The sequence below is a fragment of the Pseudomonas sp. KnCO4 genome (genome assembly GCF_045344305.1).
In the GTDB taxonomy this organism is placed as follows: domain Bacteria; phylum Pseudomonadota; class Gammaproteobacteria; order Pseudomonadales; family Pseudomonadaceae; genus Aquipseudomonas; species Aquipseudomonas anuradhapurensis.
The window spans coordinates 4,129,384-4,145,694 of the sequence record NZ_CP174199.1; the positions used below are offsets into that span (position 1 = coordinate 4,129,384).

Annotated in this window: 14 protein-coding genes; 8 read left to right on the forward strand and 6 right to left on the reverse strand. The window is 65.0% G+C overall.

The annotated features are described in order from the left end of the window. The first annotated feature begins 39 nt into the window (after positions 1-39). From rimO to tsaA, 5 genes are all read left to right on the forward strand, one after another. Positions 40-1,371 carry a 30S ribosomal protein S12 methylthiotransferase RimO gene (gene rimO / locus ACJA3S_RS19190; RefSeq protein ID WP_170031602.1) on the forward strand — a complete coding sequence of 444 codons (1,332 nt, stop codon included), beginning with the start codon at positions 40-42 and terminating at the stop codon, positions 1,369-1,371. 129 nt (positions 1,372-1,500) lie between these two features. Further along, complete coding sequence (locus ACJA3S_RS19195) at positions 1,501-1,953, forward strand: GNAT family N-acetyltransferase (RefSeq protein WP_406819616.1); 453 nt, start codon at positions 1,501-1,503, stop codon at positions 1,951-1,953. Positions 1,954-2,030: 77 nt separating this feature from the next. Further along, on the forward strand, positions 2,031-2,741 hold the full coding sequence (locus tag ACJA3S_RS19200) for an rRNA pseudouridine synthase (RefSeq protein ID WP_406819617.1): 711 nt from the start codon (positions 2,031-2,033) through the stop codon (positions 2,739-2,741). 49 nt (positions 2,742-2,790) lie between these two features. Continuing rightward, entirely contained in the window at positions 2,791-3,252 is a 462-nt protein-coding gene (locus tag ACJA3S_RS19205) for a DUF1456 family protein (protein ID WP_406819618.1), read from the forward strand. 6 nt (positions 3,253-3,258) lie between these two features. After that, positions 3,259-3,951, forward strand: a complete 693-nt coding sequence (gene tsaA, locus ACJA3S_RS19210) for a tRNA (N6-threonylcarbamoyladenosine(37)-N6)-methyltransferase TrmO (protein ID WP_406819619.1) — start codon at positions 3,259-3,261, stop codon at positions 3,949-3,951. Positions 3,952-4,152: 201 nt separating this feature from the next. On the opposite strand, the gene ACJA3S_RS19215 is transcribed toward tsaA, so the two are convergent. From ACJA3S_RS19215 to ACJA3S_RS19230, 4 genes are all read right to left on the reverse strand, one after another. Beyond that, complete coding sequence (locus ACJA3S_RS19215) at positions 4,153-5,475, reverse strand: dicarboxylate/amino acid:cation symporter (protein ID WP_225778889.1); 1,323 nt, start codon at positions 5,473-5,475, stop codon at positions 4,153-4,155. A gap of 349 nt (positions 5,476-5,824) precedes the next feature. Beyond that, the gene (locus tag ACJA3S_RS19220) at positions 5,825-7,171 is read right to left on the reverse strand and encodes an ATP-binding protein (RefSeq protein ID WP_406819620.1); all 1,347 of its coding nucleotides are present in this window, start codon (positions 7,169-7,171) and stop codon (positions 5,825-5,827) included. Further along, entirely contained in the window at positions 7,168-7,845 is a 678-nt protein-coding gene (locus ACJA3S_RS19225) for a response regulator (RefSeq protein WP_406819621.1), read from the reverse strand. Before ACJA3S_RS19225 ends, ACJA3S_RS19220 begins: the two co-directional genes overlap by 4 nt. 150 nt (positions 7,846-7,995) lie before the next feature. Next, the gene (locus ACJA3S_RS19230; protein ID WP_406819622.1) at positions 7,996-8,601 is read right to left on the reverse strand and encodes an outer membrane protein; all 606 of its coding nucleotides are present in this window, start codon (positions 8,599-8,601) and stop codon (positions 7,996-7,998) included. Between the two features lie 130 nt (positions 8,602-8,731). On the opposite strand from ACJA3S_RS19230, the gene ACJA3S_RS19235 reads away from it, so the two are divergent. Together ACJA3S_RS19235 and ACJA3S_RS19240 are read left to right on the forward strand one after the other, a co-directional pair. Next, the gene (locus ACJA3S_RS19235; RefSeq protein WP_406819623.1) at positions 8,732-9,523 is read left to right on the forward strand and encodes a dienelactone hydrolase family protein; all 792 of its coding nucleotides are present in this window, start codon (positions 8,732-8,734) and stop codon (positions 9,521-9,523) included. 66 nt (positions 9,524-9,589) lie between these two features. Continuing rightward, complete coding sequence (locus ACJA3S_RS19240; RefSeq protein ID WP_406819624.1) at positions 9,590-10,291, forward strand: 4'-phosphopantetheinyl transferase; 702 nt, start codon at positions 9,590-9,592, stop codon at positions 10,289-10,291. A gap of 3 nt (positions 10,292-10,294) precedes the next feature. Here ACJA3S_RS19240 and ACJA3S_RS19245 read toward each other — a convergent pair whose 3' ends face one another. Both ACJA3S_RS19245 and ACJA3S_RS19250 read right to left on the reverse strand, forming a co-directional pair. Continuing rightward, complete coding sequence (locus tag ACJA3S_RS19245) at positions 10,295-11,902, reverse strand: ATP-binding protein (RefSeq protein WP_406819625.1); 1,608 nt, start codon at positions 11,900-11,902, stop codon at positions 10,295-10,297. After that, positions 11,899-12,597: a response regulator gene (locus ACJA3S_RS19250; RefSeq protein WP_406819626.1), complete on the reverse strand. Its 699-nt coding sequence runs from the start codon at positions 12,595-12,597 to the stop codon at positions 11,899-11,901. Before ACJA3S_RS19250 ends, ACJA3S_RS19245 begins: the two co-directional genes overlap by 4 nt. Positions 12,598-13,430: 833 nt before the next feature. On the opposite strand from ACJA3S_RS19250, the gene ACJA3S_RS19255 reads away from it, so the two are divergent. Next, positions 13,431-16,310 (forward strand): ribonucleoside-diphosphate reductase subunit alpha, encoded by a 2,880-nt coding sequence (locus ACJA3S_RS19255; RefSeq protein ID WP_170031639.1) that lies wholly within the window; start codon positions 13,431-13,433, stop codon positions 16,308-16,310. The last annotated feature ends 1 nt before the right edge of the window (position 16,311 follow it).

The window sequence follows — 16,311 nt, forward strand, 5'->3', positions numbered from 1 at the left end:
TTCCGGCCGGGCGACCTGCATTCAATACCGAGGTTAGTCATGTCCACCACGCCCGCCACCCCCAAGGTAGGTTTCGTAAGCCTGGGTTGCCCGAAAGCCCTGGTCGATTCCGAGCGCATCCTGACCCAGCTGCGCATGGAAGGCTATGAAGTCGTGCCCACCTATGAGGACGCCGACGTGGTGGTGGTCAACACCTGCGGCTTCATCGACAGCGCCAAGGCCGAGTCGCTGGAAGTGATCGGCGAAGCGATCAAGGAAAACGGCAAGGTCATCGTCACCGGCTGCATGGGTGTCGAGGAAGGCAGCATCCGTGAGGTGCACCCGAGCGTGCTGTCGGTCACCGGCCCGCAGCAGTACGAGCAGGTGGTGAACGCCGTGCACGAAGTGGTGCCGCCACGCCAGGACCACAACCCGCTGATCGACCTGGTGCCGCCGCAGGGCGTCAAGCTGACCCCGCGCCACTATGCGTACCTGAAAATTTCCGAAGGCTGCAACCACAGCTGCAGCTTCTGCATCATCCCGTCGATGCGCGGCAAACTGGTCAGCCGCCCGGTCGGTGAAGTGCTGAGCGAGGCCGAGCGCCTGGTCAAGGCCGGGGTCAAGGAGATCCTGGTGATTTCCCAGGACACCAGCGCCTACGGCGTCGACGTCAAGTACAAGACCGACTTCTGGAATGGCCGCCCGGTCAAGACCCGCATGCTCGAGCTGTGCGAAGCCCTGAGCAGCCTGGGCGCCTGGGTACGCCTGCATTATGTCTACCCGTACCCGAACGTCGATGACGTGATCCCGCTGATGGCCGCCGGCAAGATCCTGCCGTACCTGGACATCCCGTTCCAGCATGCCAGCCCGAAAGTGCTCAAGGCCATGAAGCGCCCGGCCTTCGAGGACCGCACCCTGGCCCGCATCAAGCACTGGCGCGAACAGTGCCCGGAGCTGGTGATCCGCTCCACCTTCATCGTCGGCTTCCCGGGCGAGACCGAGGAAGACTTCCAGTACCTGCTTGACTGGCTGAGCGAAGCCCAGCTGGACCGTGTGGGCTGCTTCCAGTACTCGCCGGTGGAAGGCGCCCCGGCCAACGACCTGGGCCTGGAAGAAGTACCGGACGAGGTCAAGCAGGACCGTTGGGACCGCTTCATGGCGCACCAGCAGGCCATCAGTGCCGCCCGCCTGCAACTGCGTATCGGCAAGGAGATCGACGTGCTGATCGACGAAGTCGAAGAACAGGGCTCGGTTGGCCGCAGCTTCTTCGACGCACCGGAAATCGACGGCAGCGTGTTCATCGACGGCGATCATGGCTTCAAGCCAGGCGACAAGGTGCGTTGCCGGGTGGTGGATGCCGACGAGTACGACCTCTGGGCTGAACCGATCTGACCCCGCGATAGCGCGAAAAGGCCCTGCTCCGGCTGCCGGAGCAGGGCTTTTTTGCATCTGGGCAGCGGGTAGGCGCTGACTGACGGTTGGCCTGCTATGTTGTCAGGGTGCCCTCGAGGAATCCTGCCCATGGCTTCGACAATGACCTTGCAAACCCCGCGCTTGAGGGACTACGACGAACTGGTACAGGTGTGGGAAGACTCGGTACGCGCCACCCACGACTTTCTGCCTGAGGGCTACATCCTGTTGCTGCGCGAACACGTGCTGCGCCGCTACCTGGATGCGGTGATGCTGGTCTGCTGCAAGGATCGCCAACGCATCTGTGGCTTCGCCGGGGTCGCCAACGGCCGCGTGGACATGCTGTTCGTCGCCCCGGACTACCGCGGCAAAGGGGTTGGCAAGCGCCTCTTGCACTATGCCATCGACGAGCTGAATGCCGAACGCCTCGACGTCAACGAACAGAACCCACAGGCCTTGGGCTTCTACCTGCATGAAGGCTTCGAGGTAATTGGCCGTTCGGCAACCGATGGCCTGGGCCAGCCCTACCCGTTGCTACACATGCGCCTGCGCAAAACGGCGTAAATGACACAGATTCCCAGCCCCTGCGCCGCGCAGGCAGGTACAATGCAGTCTTTCCCTGCCTTTGCGAAAACGCCGTCATGTCCGAACCCGTCCGCCTGTCCAAACGCCTCATCGAGCAGCTTGGCTGTTCCCGCCGCGAGGCCGAGCTGTATATCGAAGGCGGCTGGGTCACGGTCGATGGCCTGGTGGTCGAACAGCCGCAGTTCAAGGTCGCGCAGCAGCGCGTCGAGTTGCTGCCTGGCGCCCGTGCCGAAACGCTGGAGCCGGTCACCCTGCTGCTGAACCAGCCGGCAGGGGTAAACAGCGAGGCCGCCCGCGCCGAGATGAACATGAGCAACCTCAGCGCGGCCCACCGCGAAGGCGTACGCGCGCTGCATGGGCACTTTGCCCGACAGGCCTGCGTGGCACCGCTGGAGCCCGGCGCCAGCGGCCTGCAGGTATTCACCCAGGACTGGCGGGTAACCCGCAAGATCGACGCCGACCTGCGCCGCCTGGAGCAGGAGTTTATCGTTGAAGTGCGCGGCGAGACCACGCCCCAGGCGCTGGAACGCCTGGCACGCGGGGCCAGCCGCAATGACCGCGAGCTGCCCCGGGCCAAGGCCAGCTGGCAGAACGAGACCCACCTGCGCATGGCCCTGAAGAACCCGCAGCCAGGGCAGATTGCCGAGCTGTGCGCGTACCTGCGCCTGGAGCTGGTCAGCATGCGCCGCATCCGCCTGGGCGGGGTGTCGATGGGCAAGCTACCGCTGGGCCAGTGGCGCTACCTGGCCGCTACCGAACGTTTCTAAGCAATACGTCGCGCCCGCAGGCGCGGCACCTGAACAGGATTCTGCAGCAATGAACCACAACGACGTCCTGCGCAGCCTGCGCTACATGCTCAAGGTGAACGACGCCAAGATGGCCGAGATCATCGGGCTAACCGGCCTCGACGTGCATCCCCTGGTGCTGGCCACCTACCTGAAGAAGGAAGACGAGGAAGGCTTCGTGCGTTGCCCGGAGCGGGTCATGGCGCACTTTCTCGATGGCCTGGTGATCCACCGTCGCGGCAAGGATGACAGCCGCCCGCCGCAGCCGATCGAACTGCCGGTGACCAACAACCTGATCCTGAAGAAGCTGCGGGTAGCCTTCGAGCTCAAGGAAGATGACCTGCATGCCATCCTCAAATCGGTCAACTTCCCGGTCAGCAAACCCGAGCTCAGCGCGCTGTTCCGCAAGGTCGGCCATGACAACTATCGCCCGTGTGGCGACCAGTTGCTGCGCAACTTCCTCAAGGGCCTGACCCTGCGCGTACGTGGCTGAGCGGCCATGCAGCATACGGTTGCTCCGGTCGGTTTCGTCCGCTCCTGTTTCAAGGAGAAGTTCGCCATCCCGCGCCAGCCACAGCTGGCCCCCGCCGCTCGCGGCGTGCTCGAGCTGTTGCCGCCGTTCGACCAGGGTGATGCGGTCGCGGGCCTGGAGCAGGTCAGCCATGTCTGGCTGCTGTTCCTGTTCCACCAGGCGCTGGAGGACAAGCCACGCCTGAAGGTGCGCCCGCCGCGCCTGGGCGGCAACAAGAGCATGGGTGTGTTCGCCACCCGCGCGACCCACAGGCCCAATGGCATCGGCCAATCGGTGGTGCGCCTGGAGGGCGTGGAGCCCGGGCGCCTGCTGCTGTCCGGGATCGACCTGCTCGATTGCACGCCGGTGCTGGACATCAAGCCCTATGTGCCCTACGCCGACAGTATCGCCGGCGCCAGCAACCAGATGGCCAGCGAAGCCCCCGCCGCAATCAGCGTGCAGTGGAGCGACAATGCCCTGCCCCAGGCCCGCGAGCATGCCTTGCGCCTGGGTGAGCCGGTGGTCGAGCTGATCGAGCAATGCCTGGCGCAGGACCCACGGCCGGCCTATCAGCTGCCCGCGGCAGAGCGGGTGTATGGGGTGAAGTTCTGGGATGTGCAGGTGCGCTGGCATTACCCGCAGCCGGAGGTGATCCGGGTGCTGGAGGTGGTGCCCGCCTGATCTCGGCCCCGGCTGGAGCCCCTTTGTAGGAGCGGCCTTGCGTCGCGAAGGGGTGCGTAGCAGCCCCGGCGATCTTGCTGGAAGGCTGAAACCCTGGGGGCGCTACGCCCCCTTCGCGACGCAAGGCCGCTCCTACACAGGGGCCGCGCAGGCATGAAAAAGGCGACCCTAGGGTCGCCTTTTGGTTTTACAGCAGCGCGATCAGCGAGCCGGGCCTTCAGCAACGCCCAGGTCGTCGGTCGGGCGGTTATCGACCAGCGGCGAACCACCGGAGGCCAGCTCCGAGGCCAGCTTGTCGTTGTCCATTTCCTTGACCCACTTGGCCACGACCACGGTAGCCACAGCGTTGCCCACCAGGTTGGTCAGGGCGCGAGCCTCGGACATGAAGCGGTCGATGCCGAGGATCAGCGCCAGGCCGGCAACCGGCAGGTGGCCGACGGCGGACAGGGTCGCAGCCAGGACGATGAAGCCCGAACCGGTAACGCCGGCAGCACCTTTGGAAGCCACCAGCAGCACCAGCAGCAAGGTGATCTGGTGAGTGATGTCCATGGTGGTGTCGGTGGCCTGGGCAATGAACACCGCAGCCATGGTCAGGTAGATCGAGGTGCCGTCCAGGTTGAACGAGTAACCGGTCGGGATGACCAGGCCAACCACCGACTTCTTCGCACCCAGGCGCTCCATCTTGGCCAGCATGCGTGGCAGGGCTGATTCCGAAGAGGAAGTACCCAGCACGATCAGCAGTTCTTCACGGATGTAGCGGATCAGCTTGAGCACGCTGAACCCATGGGCGCGGCAGATGCCGCCCAGCACCACCAGCACGAACAGCAGGCAGGTGATGTAGAAGCAGGCCATCAGGTAGCCCAGCTGCACCAGCGAGCCAACGCCGTACTGGCCGATGGTGAAGGCCATGGCGCCGAAGGCACCGACCGGGGCCAGCTTCATGATCATGTTGATGATGTTGAACATGACATGGGCGAAGCGGTCGATCAGGTCCAGCACCGGCTTGCCGTAGCTGCCCAGGCGGTGCAAGGCGAAGCCGAACAGCACGGAGAACATCAGCACCTGCAGGATGTCGCCATTGGCGAAGGCGCCGACCACGGTGTTGGGGATGACGTTGAGCAGGAAGCCGACGGTAGTCTGCTGCGCGCCGGCGGCGGCATAGGCAGCCACGCTGCTGGCGTTCAGGGTGTTGACGTCGATGTGCATGCCAGCGCCCGGCTGGACCACGTTGACGACTACCAGGCCGATGATCAGGGCGATGGTGGAGACGATTTCAAAGTACAGCAGCGCGTAACCGCCCGTCTTGCCGACCGACTTCATGCTCTGCATGCCGGCGATGCCGCTGACCACGGTACAGAAGATGATCGGGGCGATGACCATCTTGATCAGTTTGACGAAGCCGTCACCCAAGGGTTTGAGGGCAACGCCGGTTTCCGGGTAATAGTGGCCGAGCAGGATGCCGATGGTGATGGCGACCAACACCTGGACATACAGGGATTTGTACAGCGGCTGACGTGTCGTCATGGCTAAATTTCCTCAAGTGTGCCGGTTCACCCTTCCCAGGGCGATGCGGCACCTGAATCGCTAACCCTCCTGCACCTGGAGGGATTTGTCGTTGTGTTCGAGCTGCCTGGGCAGGCCTCTGCGAGGATCAATAGCAAGGGTGGTGCCAAAATGCCCAGCAAGGGTGCAGGTGCCGTATTTGCTGGGGATAAATGCCCAACGACAGGGCGATCTGGCTGAGCAAGGCTGGCGGATTTCCGCCCGCTGGCGGGATTTGTACAGGGGCGATGGCGGGAATCCGCCCGTTGGGGTTTTGCCGGTAGCGGCGCTTTCGCGGGTTCACTCGCGAAAGGCCGCTGCAGGCGAGCGCTCAATCCAGGTTGAAGGTGATCCTGAACGCCGCGCCGCCCAGTGGCGAATCGCCCAGGCTCAACGCCGCGTCATAACTGTCGACGATGTCCTTGACCACCGCCAACCCGATGCCCTGCCCCGGGTGCTGGCTGTCCAGCCGCTCCCCACGTTCGAGAATGCGCTCACGCTGATCGGCCGGCACCCCAGGGCCATCGTCCTCGACGCACAAGGTCAACTGCCCCGGCGCCTGTTCCAGGCTCACCCGCACCTGGCCCAGGCTCAGGCGGTAGGCGTTCTCCAGCAGGTTGCCCAGCAGCTCCAGCAACGCCCCCTGCTCCATCGGCACCTGCGCCGCATCGGGCAGTTGCAGGGCCACGTTGACCCGTTTGTCCCGATAGACCTTGGCCAAGGTGCTGCACAGGCTATCGAGCACCGGCCGCAAGGCCACGCGGTGGCGAACCAGGCCGCTCTTGCGCAGGCTGGCGCGTTGCAGCTGGTAGTCGATCTGCTGGCTCATGCGCTCGATCTGGCTTTGCAGCACCCGCGCTTGCTCGCGCTCGCCGCTGCGCTGCTGCAGGCTTTCGCCCACCCCTTGCAGCACCGCCAACGGCGTCTTCAGGCTGTGCGCCAGGTCGTCCAGCGAATCACGGTAGCGCTGGCGCTGCTCGCGCTCGCTGCGCAACAGGCGGTTCAACGAGCCGGTCAGGCGCAACAGTTCACGCGGGTGCTCGCCGCTCAGGCCATCGCGCGCGCCCGCCTCCACCTCGTCCAGCTCGCGGCTGAGCCGGCGCAACGAGCGCAGGCCCCAGGTCAGCCCGGCCCACAGCAGCGCCAGCAGCACCAGCAAGGCCGCGCCAAACCCGAGGTAGAGCTTTTCACGCAGGCCGTCGAGGGTGTGCTGGTATTCGCGCACCGGCTGCAGGGCGACGATGCTGTAGGCCGCGCTCTGGCCACCCAGCAGCTTGATCTCGACGTCGTAGACGAAGAACTCCTCGCCATCGGCCTGGCGAATGCGCGCGAACTCGTTGCCGCGGCCATCGTAACGCGGGCGGTAGTTGACGTTCTGCGCGGCGGTGGCCCGCGACTGCCAGACCAGGTTGCCGTCGCGATCGAAGATATAGCCGAGCAACCCGGTGTATGGCAGGTTGTAGCGCTCATCCGGCAGCAGCGTGGGCATCTGCAATTGGCCATGCTCGATGCGCGCGGCAGAAATCAGCGTGGTCACGTCCGAGGCCAGGCGTTGTTCGATCGACTCCTGCAGGGCCAGGCTGAAGGCCTTCTGCAAGGCTGGCAACAGCGCCAGCATGAACAGCAGCGCCAGCACCGCAGCCGCCAGCATCAGGCGTACCCGCAGGGAACGCATCATCGGCAGCGCTCGGTGAACAAGTAGCCCAGGCCGCGCACGGTGTCGATGGGCTTGAAGCCGCGCTCGCCCTCGAGCTTGCGGCGCAGGCGGCCAACCAGCACTTCGATGACATTCGGGTCGCGCTCCTCGTCACCCGGGTACAGCTGCTCCATCAGGCGGTCCTTGGCCACCACCTGCTGGTGATGGCGCATGAGGTATTCGAGGATACGGTACTCGTATGCGGTCAGCGCCAGGGGCTGTGCGTCGAGGCTGGCCTGCTTGCGGTTGAGGTCGAGTACCAGGGGGCCGGCGGCGATGGTCGACTGGGTGAAGCCGCTGGAGCGGCGCAGCAGCGCGTTCAGGCGGGCCTCGAGTTCTTCGAACTGGAACGGTTTGACCAGGTAATCGTCGGCACCGGCGGCCAGGCCTTCAACCTTGTCCTGCCAATTGCCACGGGCGGTGAGGATGAGGATGGGGAAGGTCTGGTCCTGGCTGCGCAGCCGGGTGATCAGCTCCAGGCCGCTGATGCCGGGCAGGCCCAGGTCGATGATGGCCAGGTCGAAATGGTACTGCCCGGCCTGGTACAGCGCTTCCTCGGCATCGCCTGCGGCCTCGACCACATGGCCGCTTTCGCCCAGGCGGGTAAAGAGGTGATGGCGAAGCAGGGCTTCGTCCTCGACCACCAGCAGTTTCATGTGCAGCTCCTTGATGTGTATTGCCTGTACCGGCCCTTTCGCGGGCATGCCCGCTCCCACAGGGATTGCACAACCGCCCAGGCTTGTGCAGCACCTGTGGGAGCGGGCGTGCCCGCGAAAGGGCCGGTACAGGATAACCCGGCTCGCCCGTCAGAACTTGTAGGAAGCCGCCAGGTAGGTCTGCGCGCTGCTGGTCAGGCGCAGGGTGCCGTCCTTCGGCCCGCCATGTGCGCCCACTTCGGTGGCGGCATTGCTGCGCAGGTAACGATAGCCCAGCTCGACCGAAGCCTTGTCGGTGATGTCCTGGATGACGCCGGCCTGCAGGCCGTAGGCATAGCCGTAGTCGGTATCGCGGCTCGCACCTGGCGAGTCCTGGGTCAGTTTGGTGACGCCCAGGCTGCCACCGCCGAACAGCTTGGTGGTGTCGCCTACCGGCAGGAACAGGTCATAGCTGCCCAGCAGGTTCTCCTGGCGCAGCTTGAGGCCACTGTGGGCGCCCGAGACGTTGTCATAGGTCATGTAGTAGCGGCCCTGGTCATTGATCTTGCCCAGGCGCACGCCCCAGGTGTCATCCTTGCCGATGATGCCGTCGGCGTCGAGGTGGTCGGTGTTGCGCTGCAGCAGGCCGGACTTGCGAACCTTGTCGCTGGTCTGGCCATAGGTCAGGCTGGCGAAGTTGTCGTCGGCGGCCTGGGCCGAGGTGATGCCAGCGGCGCAGACGGCCATGGCGGCGAGCAGGGTATTGAAGGTTTTCATGGCTGGATACTCCAGTTGGGTGCGCTGTTACGGTCTGGAAGCTAGAGTAAGCAGGGCACCCTGAACCGCGACTGAACCCTGGCTGAACACCGGCTGAACGAACTGTTTGCAAGAACAAGGAGTAGTGACCATGCGCGCCCTGCTGGCCCTGACCCTGATGTGCAGCGCCGCCCTCGCCCAAGCGGCGGTACAAACCCGCGAGATCCCCTACCAGGACGCCGATGGCAATCGCCTGGTTGGCTACTACGCCTATGACGACGCCGTCGAAGGCAAACGCCCCGGCATCGTCGTGGTGCATGAATGGTGGGGGCTCAACGACTACGCCAAGCGCCGTGCCCGCGACCTGGCGGCGCTGGGCTACAACGCGCTGGCCATCGACATGTATGGCGATGGCAAGCACACCGAGCACCCCGCCGATGCCCAGGCGTTCATGACCGAGGCGCTGAAGGACCCGAAAGCGGCCGAGCGCCGCTTCGACGCCGGGCTGGAACTGCTGAAACTGCAGCCCAATACCAACAAGCATCAACTGGGGGCGGTAGGCTACTGCTTCGGTGGCAAGGTGGTGCTGGATGCCGCGCGGCGCGGTGAGAAGCTGGATGGCGTGGTGAGCTTCCACGGCGCGCTGGCCACGCAGACCCCGGCCAGGCCCGGGGTGGTACGGGCGGATATCCTGGTCGAACATGGTGCGGCGGACAGCATGGTGACCCCGCAGCAGGTAGCCGCGTTCAAGGCCGAAATGGATGCGGCGAAGGTCAACTACCAGTTCGTCAGCATCGATGGGGCCAAGCACGGGTTTACCAACCCGGACGCGGACCGCTTGAGCCATGGCGAGCATGGCGGGCCGGATATCGGCTACAACAAGGCGGCGGATGAAAGCTCCTGGGCGGACATGCAGGCGTTCTTCAAGAAGGTCTTCAAGTAAACAACGCGAGGGGCCGCCTTGCGGCCCCATCTCCCACGCCGCCGCCTCGGCTGGCACAATAGCCCCATGAATACACTCCCTGCCTGCTGCGCCCCGCTCCAGCACCACTGGCCCCTACCCCGCCCATTGCCCGGCGCGGTGCTGGTCAGTTGCGCCTTCGACCCCGCCCGCCTGGCCCCCGACGACTTCCAGCGTGCCGGGGTGGTGCCAAGCGCCAGCCTGCAGCGCTCGGTAGCCAAGCGCCAGGCCGAGTACCTGGCCGGCCGGGTTTGCGCCCGCGCTGCACTGCAGCGCCTGGACGGCCGGGACTACGTGCCCGGCACCCACGAAGACCGCTCGCCGATCTGGCCCGCCGACATCCACGGCTCGATCACCCATGGCAAGGGCTGGGCCGCCGCCGTGGTCGCCGCCGAGGGCAGTTGCCAGGGCCTGGGCCTGGATCAGGAGGCGCTGCTGGACGATGAACGCGGCGAACGGCTGATGGGCGAAATCCTCACCCCGGCCGAACTCGAACGCCTGGACCGCAACCAGCTCGGCCTGGCCGTGACCCTGACCTTCTCGCTGAAGGAAAGCCTGTTCAAGACCCTCTACCCGCTGACCCAGCAACGCTTCTATTTCGAGCACGCCGAAGTGCTGGAATGGTCCAGCGAAGGCCTGGCCCGCCTGCGCCTGCTCACCGACCTGTCGCCGCAGTGGCGGCAGGGTGCCGAGCTGCAGGGCCAGTTCTGCCTGCAGGACGGCCACCTGCTGAGCCTGGTCAGCGTCTGATCGTCATGCCGGTGGCTGCTGCCGTGGCCAGTTCAGGCTGAAACAGGCACCTCCCAGCGCGGCACTGCGCCCCACCGTAGCCCGGCCGGCGTGCCAGTAGATGATGCGCCGTACGATCGACAGGCCCAGGCCATGCCCGCCCGAGGCGCGGGTACGGCTGTCATCGAGCCGGGTGAACGGCGTGAAGATGCGCTCCCAGACGCCCTCGGGAATCCCCGGGCCGTCGTCTTCCACGTCGATGCGACAGCGCTGTTGCCCCAACTGGTAGCTCAGGCGCACCTCGCCCTCGGCATGGCGCATGGCGTTGCCCACCAGGTTCTGCAGGGCCCGGTGCAGGTAACGCGGCTCGGCCTCGACCCAGGCGCCGCCGGCATCGGCGCCCTGGCATTCACCGCGCGATACGCGTACCCCGGCCCGCAGCGGCGCCAGTTCTGCGATCACCCGCTCGAACAAGGCATCCAGGTCGACCCGCTCGAACTTCAGCGCAGGTGCCCCCTGCTCCAGGCGGGCATAGGTGAGCATTTCGTCGACCAGCTTGTCGAGGTCCTGGATATCCCCGTCCATGCCAGCCAGGTGCTTGGCCCGGGCCTGCTCGGTAGGCGCGCTTTCAATCATCTCCAGGCCAAAGCGCAGGCGTGCCACCGGCGTGCGCAGCTCGTGGGAAACCGCACGCACCAGCTCGCGCTGCATGCTCAGCGAGCGCTGCAGGTGCTCGGCCATGCCGTTGAATGCTGCCGCCAGGCGCCCTACCGAGTCGGCACCGTCGGCTGGCACGCGGGTGTCCAGGCTGCCCTGGGCGATACGCGTGGCCGCCACCTCCAGGCCCGACACGCGGCGCTCCAGCTGCCGCACCAGCAGGTACACCACCAGGCCGATCAGGCACAGGCCGAGGAAGGCGATCAGGATCAACAGCTGCGGCGGATAAGGATTGAGCTGGTACAGCGGGCCGATTTCCAGTACCCAGGGCGAACCGGCCAAGCCGGCGAAAACGCGGATCGAGTCGCCATCCTTGCCCAGCGCCATGACCGTGTCGCCTTCCTCGACCCGGCGCCGCTGGTCGTCGTCCAGGCTCACCCGCTCGATGCGCTGCAGGGCCACGCCAAAGCCAAAGCCCTTGTCGCGCTTGAGCTGCTCCAGGCGCTGCTGCTGTTCCGTCACCGGGTAGCGCACCAGCTCGTCGGCCAGCAGGTACAGGGTGGCCCGCGCCAGCTGCTCGCTGACCTGCCGGACCTCGGCGACCAGCAGCACATCCTCCTGGCCAACCTTGCGCAATACCTGGGCGGCGTGCGGGCCGGTCTTTTCGACGACCACCAGGCCGCGCCCCAGACGCGCCCGCTGGCCGCCATCCAGCGCCCGCGCGGTGGTTGGCTGCAGGGTCAGCGGCACCCCGAGCAGGCGCTCCCACATCAGCAGCGAGCGCTTGCGCTCGGTGTCGTTCTGCAAGGCCAGGTTGTCGGCCATCAGGCTGAAGGTACCCTGGGCCAGGCGTTCGCGATGCTGGGCGGCACGCACCTCGTTGACCAAGTGCAGGCTCAGCGCCCCGAGCAGGGCCACCAGCACCAGCACGGCCAGCATGCCGCCGTAGATGCGCAGGAAGATCGAGTTGTTCATGACGCCTCGCCGACGAACAGGTAGCCCTTGCTGCGCAGGGTCTTGATCAGCCTTGGCTGGAGCGGGTCGTCGCCGATCTTGGGGCGAATCTTGGAAATGCGGATGTCGATGGAACGGTCCTGGCCGTCATAGCCGACGCCGCGCAACGCGGTGAAGATCTGCTCGCGGGTCAGCACCCGGCCGGCGTTGCTGGCCAGCAACCAGAGCAGGTCGAATTCGGCGCCGGTCAGTTCGATCAGCTGTTCGCCCAGGCGCGCCTCGCGCAGGCGGTTGTCAATGCGCAGGGCACCGAAGGCCAGCGCCTGGGCTTTGCTGTCCGCGGCCTCGCTGCGGCGCAGCAGGGCCTGGATGCGCGCCAGCAGCAGGCGTGGGCGGACCGGTTTGCACACGTAGTCGTCGGCCCCCAGGTCCAGGCCCTGGACCTGGTCGAGCTCGTCGCTGCGGGCGGTGAGCATGAGGATCGGCCCAGGGTACTGGCTGCGCACCCGCCGGCAGATGCTCAGGCCATCCTCGCCGGGCAGCATGAGGTCGAGGATGACCAGGTCGGGCTGGCCGTCGACGATGCGCCGCGCGGCACGCGCGCCATCGCCTTCGACACTGACCTCGAAGCCGTTGGCCTGCAGGTACTCGGCGGTGAGCTCGGCCAGGCGCTGGTCGTCTTCGATGATGAGGATGCGGGCTGCGGGGTGGTCCATGGCGTGTGCCTTTGCTTGTTGTTTTTCTGTGGCCTGTGCCTTCCCCCTTCGCGGGCTCGCCCGCTCCCACCAGGACCGCGCCGCTTCCAAGGCTTGCACAGTACCTGGGGGAGCGGGCGTGCCCGCGAATAGGACCAGTGCAGGAAACATGACCCTTTAACCAAAAGGCAACATCTGCCTCGGATACTACGTCCCGCCCCCGGCACTGCCAAGCCGCCCGGCAGCCCCTCGACTGAACCGTTTTTTGTGATAGGGTTCGCGCCCGAAAAATTCTGCCCAGGGGCAGCAGAACGCAGAAAAATACTGCAAACCACTTGGCACAAGGCCTACAGCGAATACCCACCATTCACTCACAAAGTACGCACAAGTTATCCACAGGCGATCGCCTTGCAAAGCCCCCGATACCGCATTATCTTGTATCCCGATCGCAGCGAACCACTAGATATTGGGGTTCGTGCAAAATCACACACAAAAGTCAACCCGCAAAATCAAGCGATTTTTCGGCTGAGCTTCACGTGATTTCAGCAGCCAAACCGCTCCTGCGGAGGCGACCGAGGCAAGCCCTTGCAGGGCCTTGTTCGGGCATGGATGTGGCAGGCCAGGCCTGGCATCCATCAGCAACAGTTTTTGGGCACGGCCCAGAACCTTTGACTTCGGCCAGGGAGCGGCAAGCCATTGCCCCTTATTCCTGAGTCTGTCCCGAAGTCGGTACGCCCGTGCGGGCGGATGCGCATGCCTTTGCGCAGCCCCCGCCAGGCCATCGGGCAAGTGGACGGAACGGTGGGCGCCCAAAAGGCGCCTGAACAATATAGAAACTGTGGAGACACCCACCCATGCAAACCGATACGACTCGCGAGAACCCGCAGGCCAAGGTGCCGCAGGCCGCCGATTCCACCCAGGATCTGGCTGCCACCGCCCCCGGCCAACTGCGCGTGATCAAGCGTAACGGCACTGTCGTCCCCTACACCGACGACAAGATCACCGTGGCCATCACCAAGGCGTTCCTCGCAGTTGAAGGCGGTACCGCCGCCGCTTCGTCGCGCATCCACGACACCGTTGCACGCCTGACCGAGCAGGTCACCGCCACGTTCAAGCGTCGCATGCCATCGGGTGGCACCATCCACATCGAAGAAATCCAGGACCAGGTCGAACTGGCCCTGATGCGCGCCGGCGAGCAGAAAGTCGCCCGTGACTACGTGATCTACCGCGAGCAGCGCGCCAAGGAGCGTGCCACCCGCGTCAACACCGAAGCCGTGGTCGAGCCGCACCCAAGCATTCGCATCACCCTGGCCGACGGCAGCCTGGCGCCGCTCGACATGGCCCGCCTGAACACCATCATCAGCGAAGCCTGCGAAGGCCTGGCCGAGGTCGATGGCGACCTGATCCAGCGCGACACCCTGAAGAACCTGTACGACGGCGTGGCCATCAAGGACGTCAACACCGCCCTGGTGATGACCGCCCGTACCCTGGTCGAGCGCGAGCCGAACTACTCGTTCGTCACCGCCCGCCTGCTGATGGACACCCTGCGCGCCGAAGGCCTGGGCTTCCTCGGCGTCGCCGAGAGCGCCACCCACCACGAAATGGCCGAGCTGTACGCCAAGGCCCTGCCGGCCTACGTCGAGAAAGGCGTCGAGTTCGAACTGCTGGACCCGGCCCTGAAAGGCTACGACCTGGAGCGCCTGGGCAAGGCCATCGACCACGAGCGTGACCAGCAATTCACCTACCTGGGCCTGCAGACCCTGTACGACCGCTACTTCATCCACAAGGATGGCGTGCGCTTCGAGCTGCCGCAGGTATTCTTCATGCGTGTGGCCATGGGCCTGGCGCTGGCAGAGAAAGACAAGGAAGCCCGCGCGATCGAGTTCTACAACCTGTTGTCGTCCTTCGACTACATGGCCTCGACCCCGACCCTGTTCAACGCCGGTACCCTGCGCCCGCAGCTGTCCAGCTGCTACCTGACCACCGTGCCGGACGACCTGTCGGGCATCTACCACGCCATCCACGACAACGCCATGCTGTCGAAATTCGCCGGTGGCCTGGGCAACGACTGGACCCCGGTACGTGCACTGGGTTCGTACATCAAGGGCACCAACGGCAAGTCGCAGGGCGTCGTGCCGTTCCTGAAAGTGGTCAACGACACCGCCGTTGCCGTCAACCAGGGTGGCAAGCGCAAGGGCGCCGTGTGTGCCTACCTGGAAACCTGGCACCTGGACATCGAAGAATTCATCGAGCTGCGCAAGAACACCGGTGATGACCGCCGTCGTACCCACGACATGAACACCGCCAACTGGATCCCTGACCTGTTCATGAAGCGTGTCTTCGATGACGGCAAGTGGACCCTGTTCTCGCCCTCGGAAGTGCCAGACCTGCACGACCTGACCGGCAAGGCCTTCGAAGAGCGCTACGAGTACTACGAAGCCCTGACCGAGTACAACAAGATCAAGGTGTTCAAGACCGTCCAGGCCAAAGACCTGTGGCGCAAGATGCTGTCGATGCTGTTCGAGACCGGCCACCCGTGGCTGACCTTCAAGGACCCGTGCAACCTGCGTTCGCCGCAGCAGCACGTGGGCGTGGTGCACAGCTCGAACCTGTGCACCGAGATCACCCTGAACACCAACAAGGACGAGATCGCGGTCTGCAACCTGGGCTCGATCAACCTGCCGAACCACATCGTCGACGGCAAGCTGGACACCGCCAAGCTGCAACGCACCGTGAACACCGCCGTGCGCATGCTCGACAACGTGATCGACATCAACTACTACTCGGTGCCGCAAGCGCGCAACTCGAACTTCAAGCACCGCCCGGTCGGCCTGGGCATCATGGGCTTCCAGGATGCGCTGTACCTGCAGCACATTCCGTACGGTTCCGATGCCGCCGTCGAGTTCGCCGACAAGTCGATGGAAGCGGTCAGCTACTATGCGATCCAGGCGTCCTGCGACCTGGCCGACGAGCGCGGTGCATACGAGACCTTCCAGGGTTCGCTGTGGTCCAAGGGCATCCTGCCGCTGGATTCGCAACAGATCCTGATCGAGGCCCGTGGTGCCAAGTACATCGACGTCAACCTGGAGGAGTCCCTGGACTGGGGCCCGGTACGCGAGCGCGTCAAGAAAGGTATTCGTAACTCGAACATCATGGCCATCGCGCCGACCGCGACCATCGCCAACATTACCGGCGTATCGCAGTCGATCGAGCCGACCTACCAGAACCTGTACGTGAAATCGAACCTGTCGGGCGAGTTCACCGTGATCAACCCGTACCTGGTCCGCGACCTGAAGGCCCGTGGCCTGTGGGACTCGGTGATGATCAACGACCTGAAGTACTACGACGGTTCGGTGCAGCAGATCGAGCGTATCCCGCAAGAGCTGAAGGACCTGTACGCCACCGCGTTCGAAGTCGAGACCAAGTGGATCGTCGATGCCGCCTCGCGTCGCCAGAAGTGGATCGACCAGGCTCAGTCGCTGAACCTGTACATCGCCGGCGCTTCGGGCAAGAAGCTGGACGTGACCTACCGCATGGCCTGGTACCGTGGTCTGAAGACCACCTACTACCTCCGTGCCCTGGCCGCGACCAGCACCGAGAAGTCGACCATCAACACCGGCAAGCTCAACGCCGTTTCCAGCGGCGGCGACAGCGCCCCGGTCCAGGCAGCCGGCCCTGCGCCAGTGCCAAAGGCCTGCGCGATCGACGAGCCTGACTGCGAAGCCTGCCAGTAAG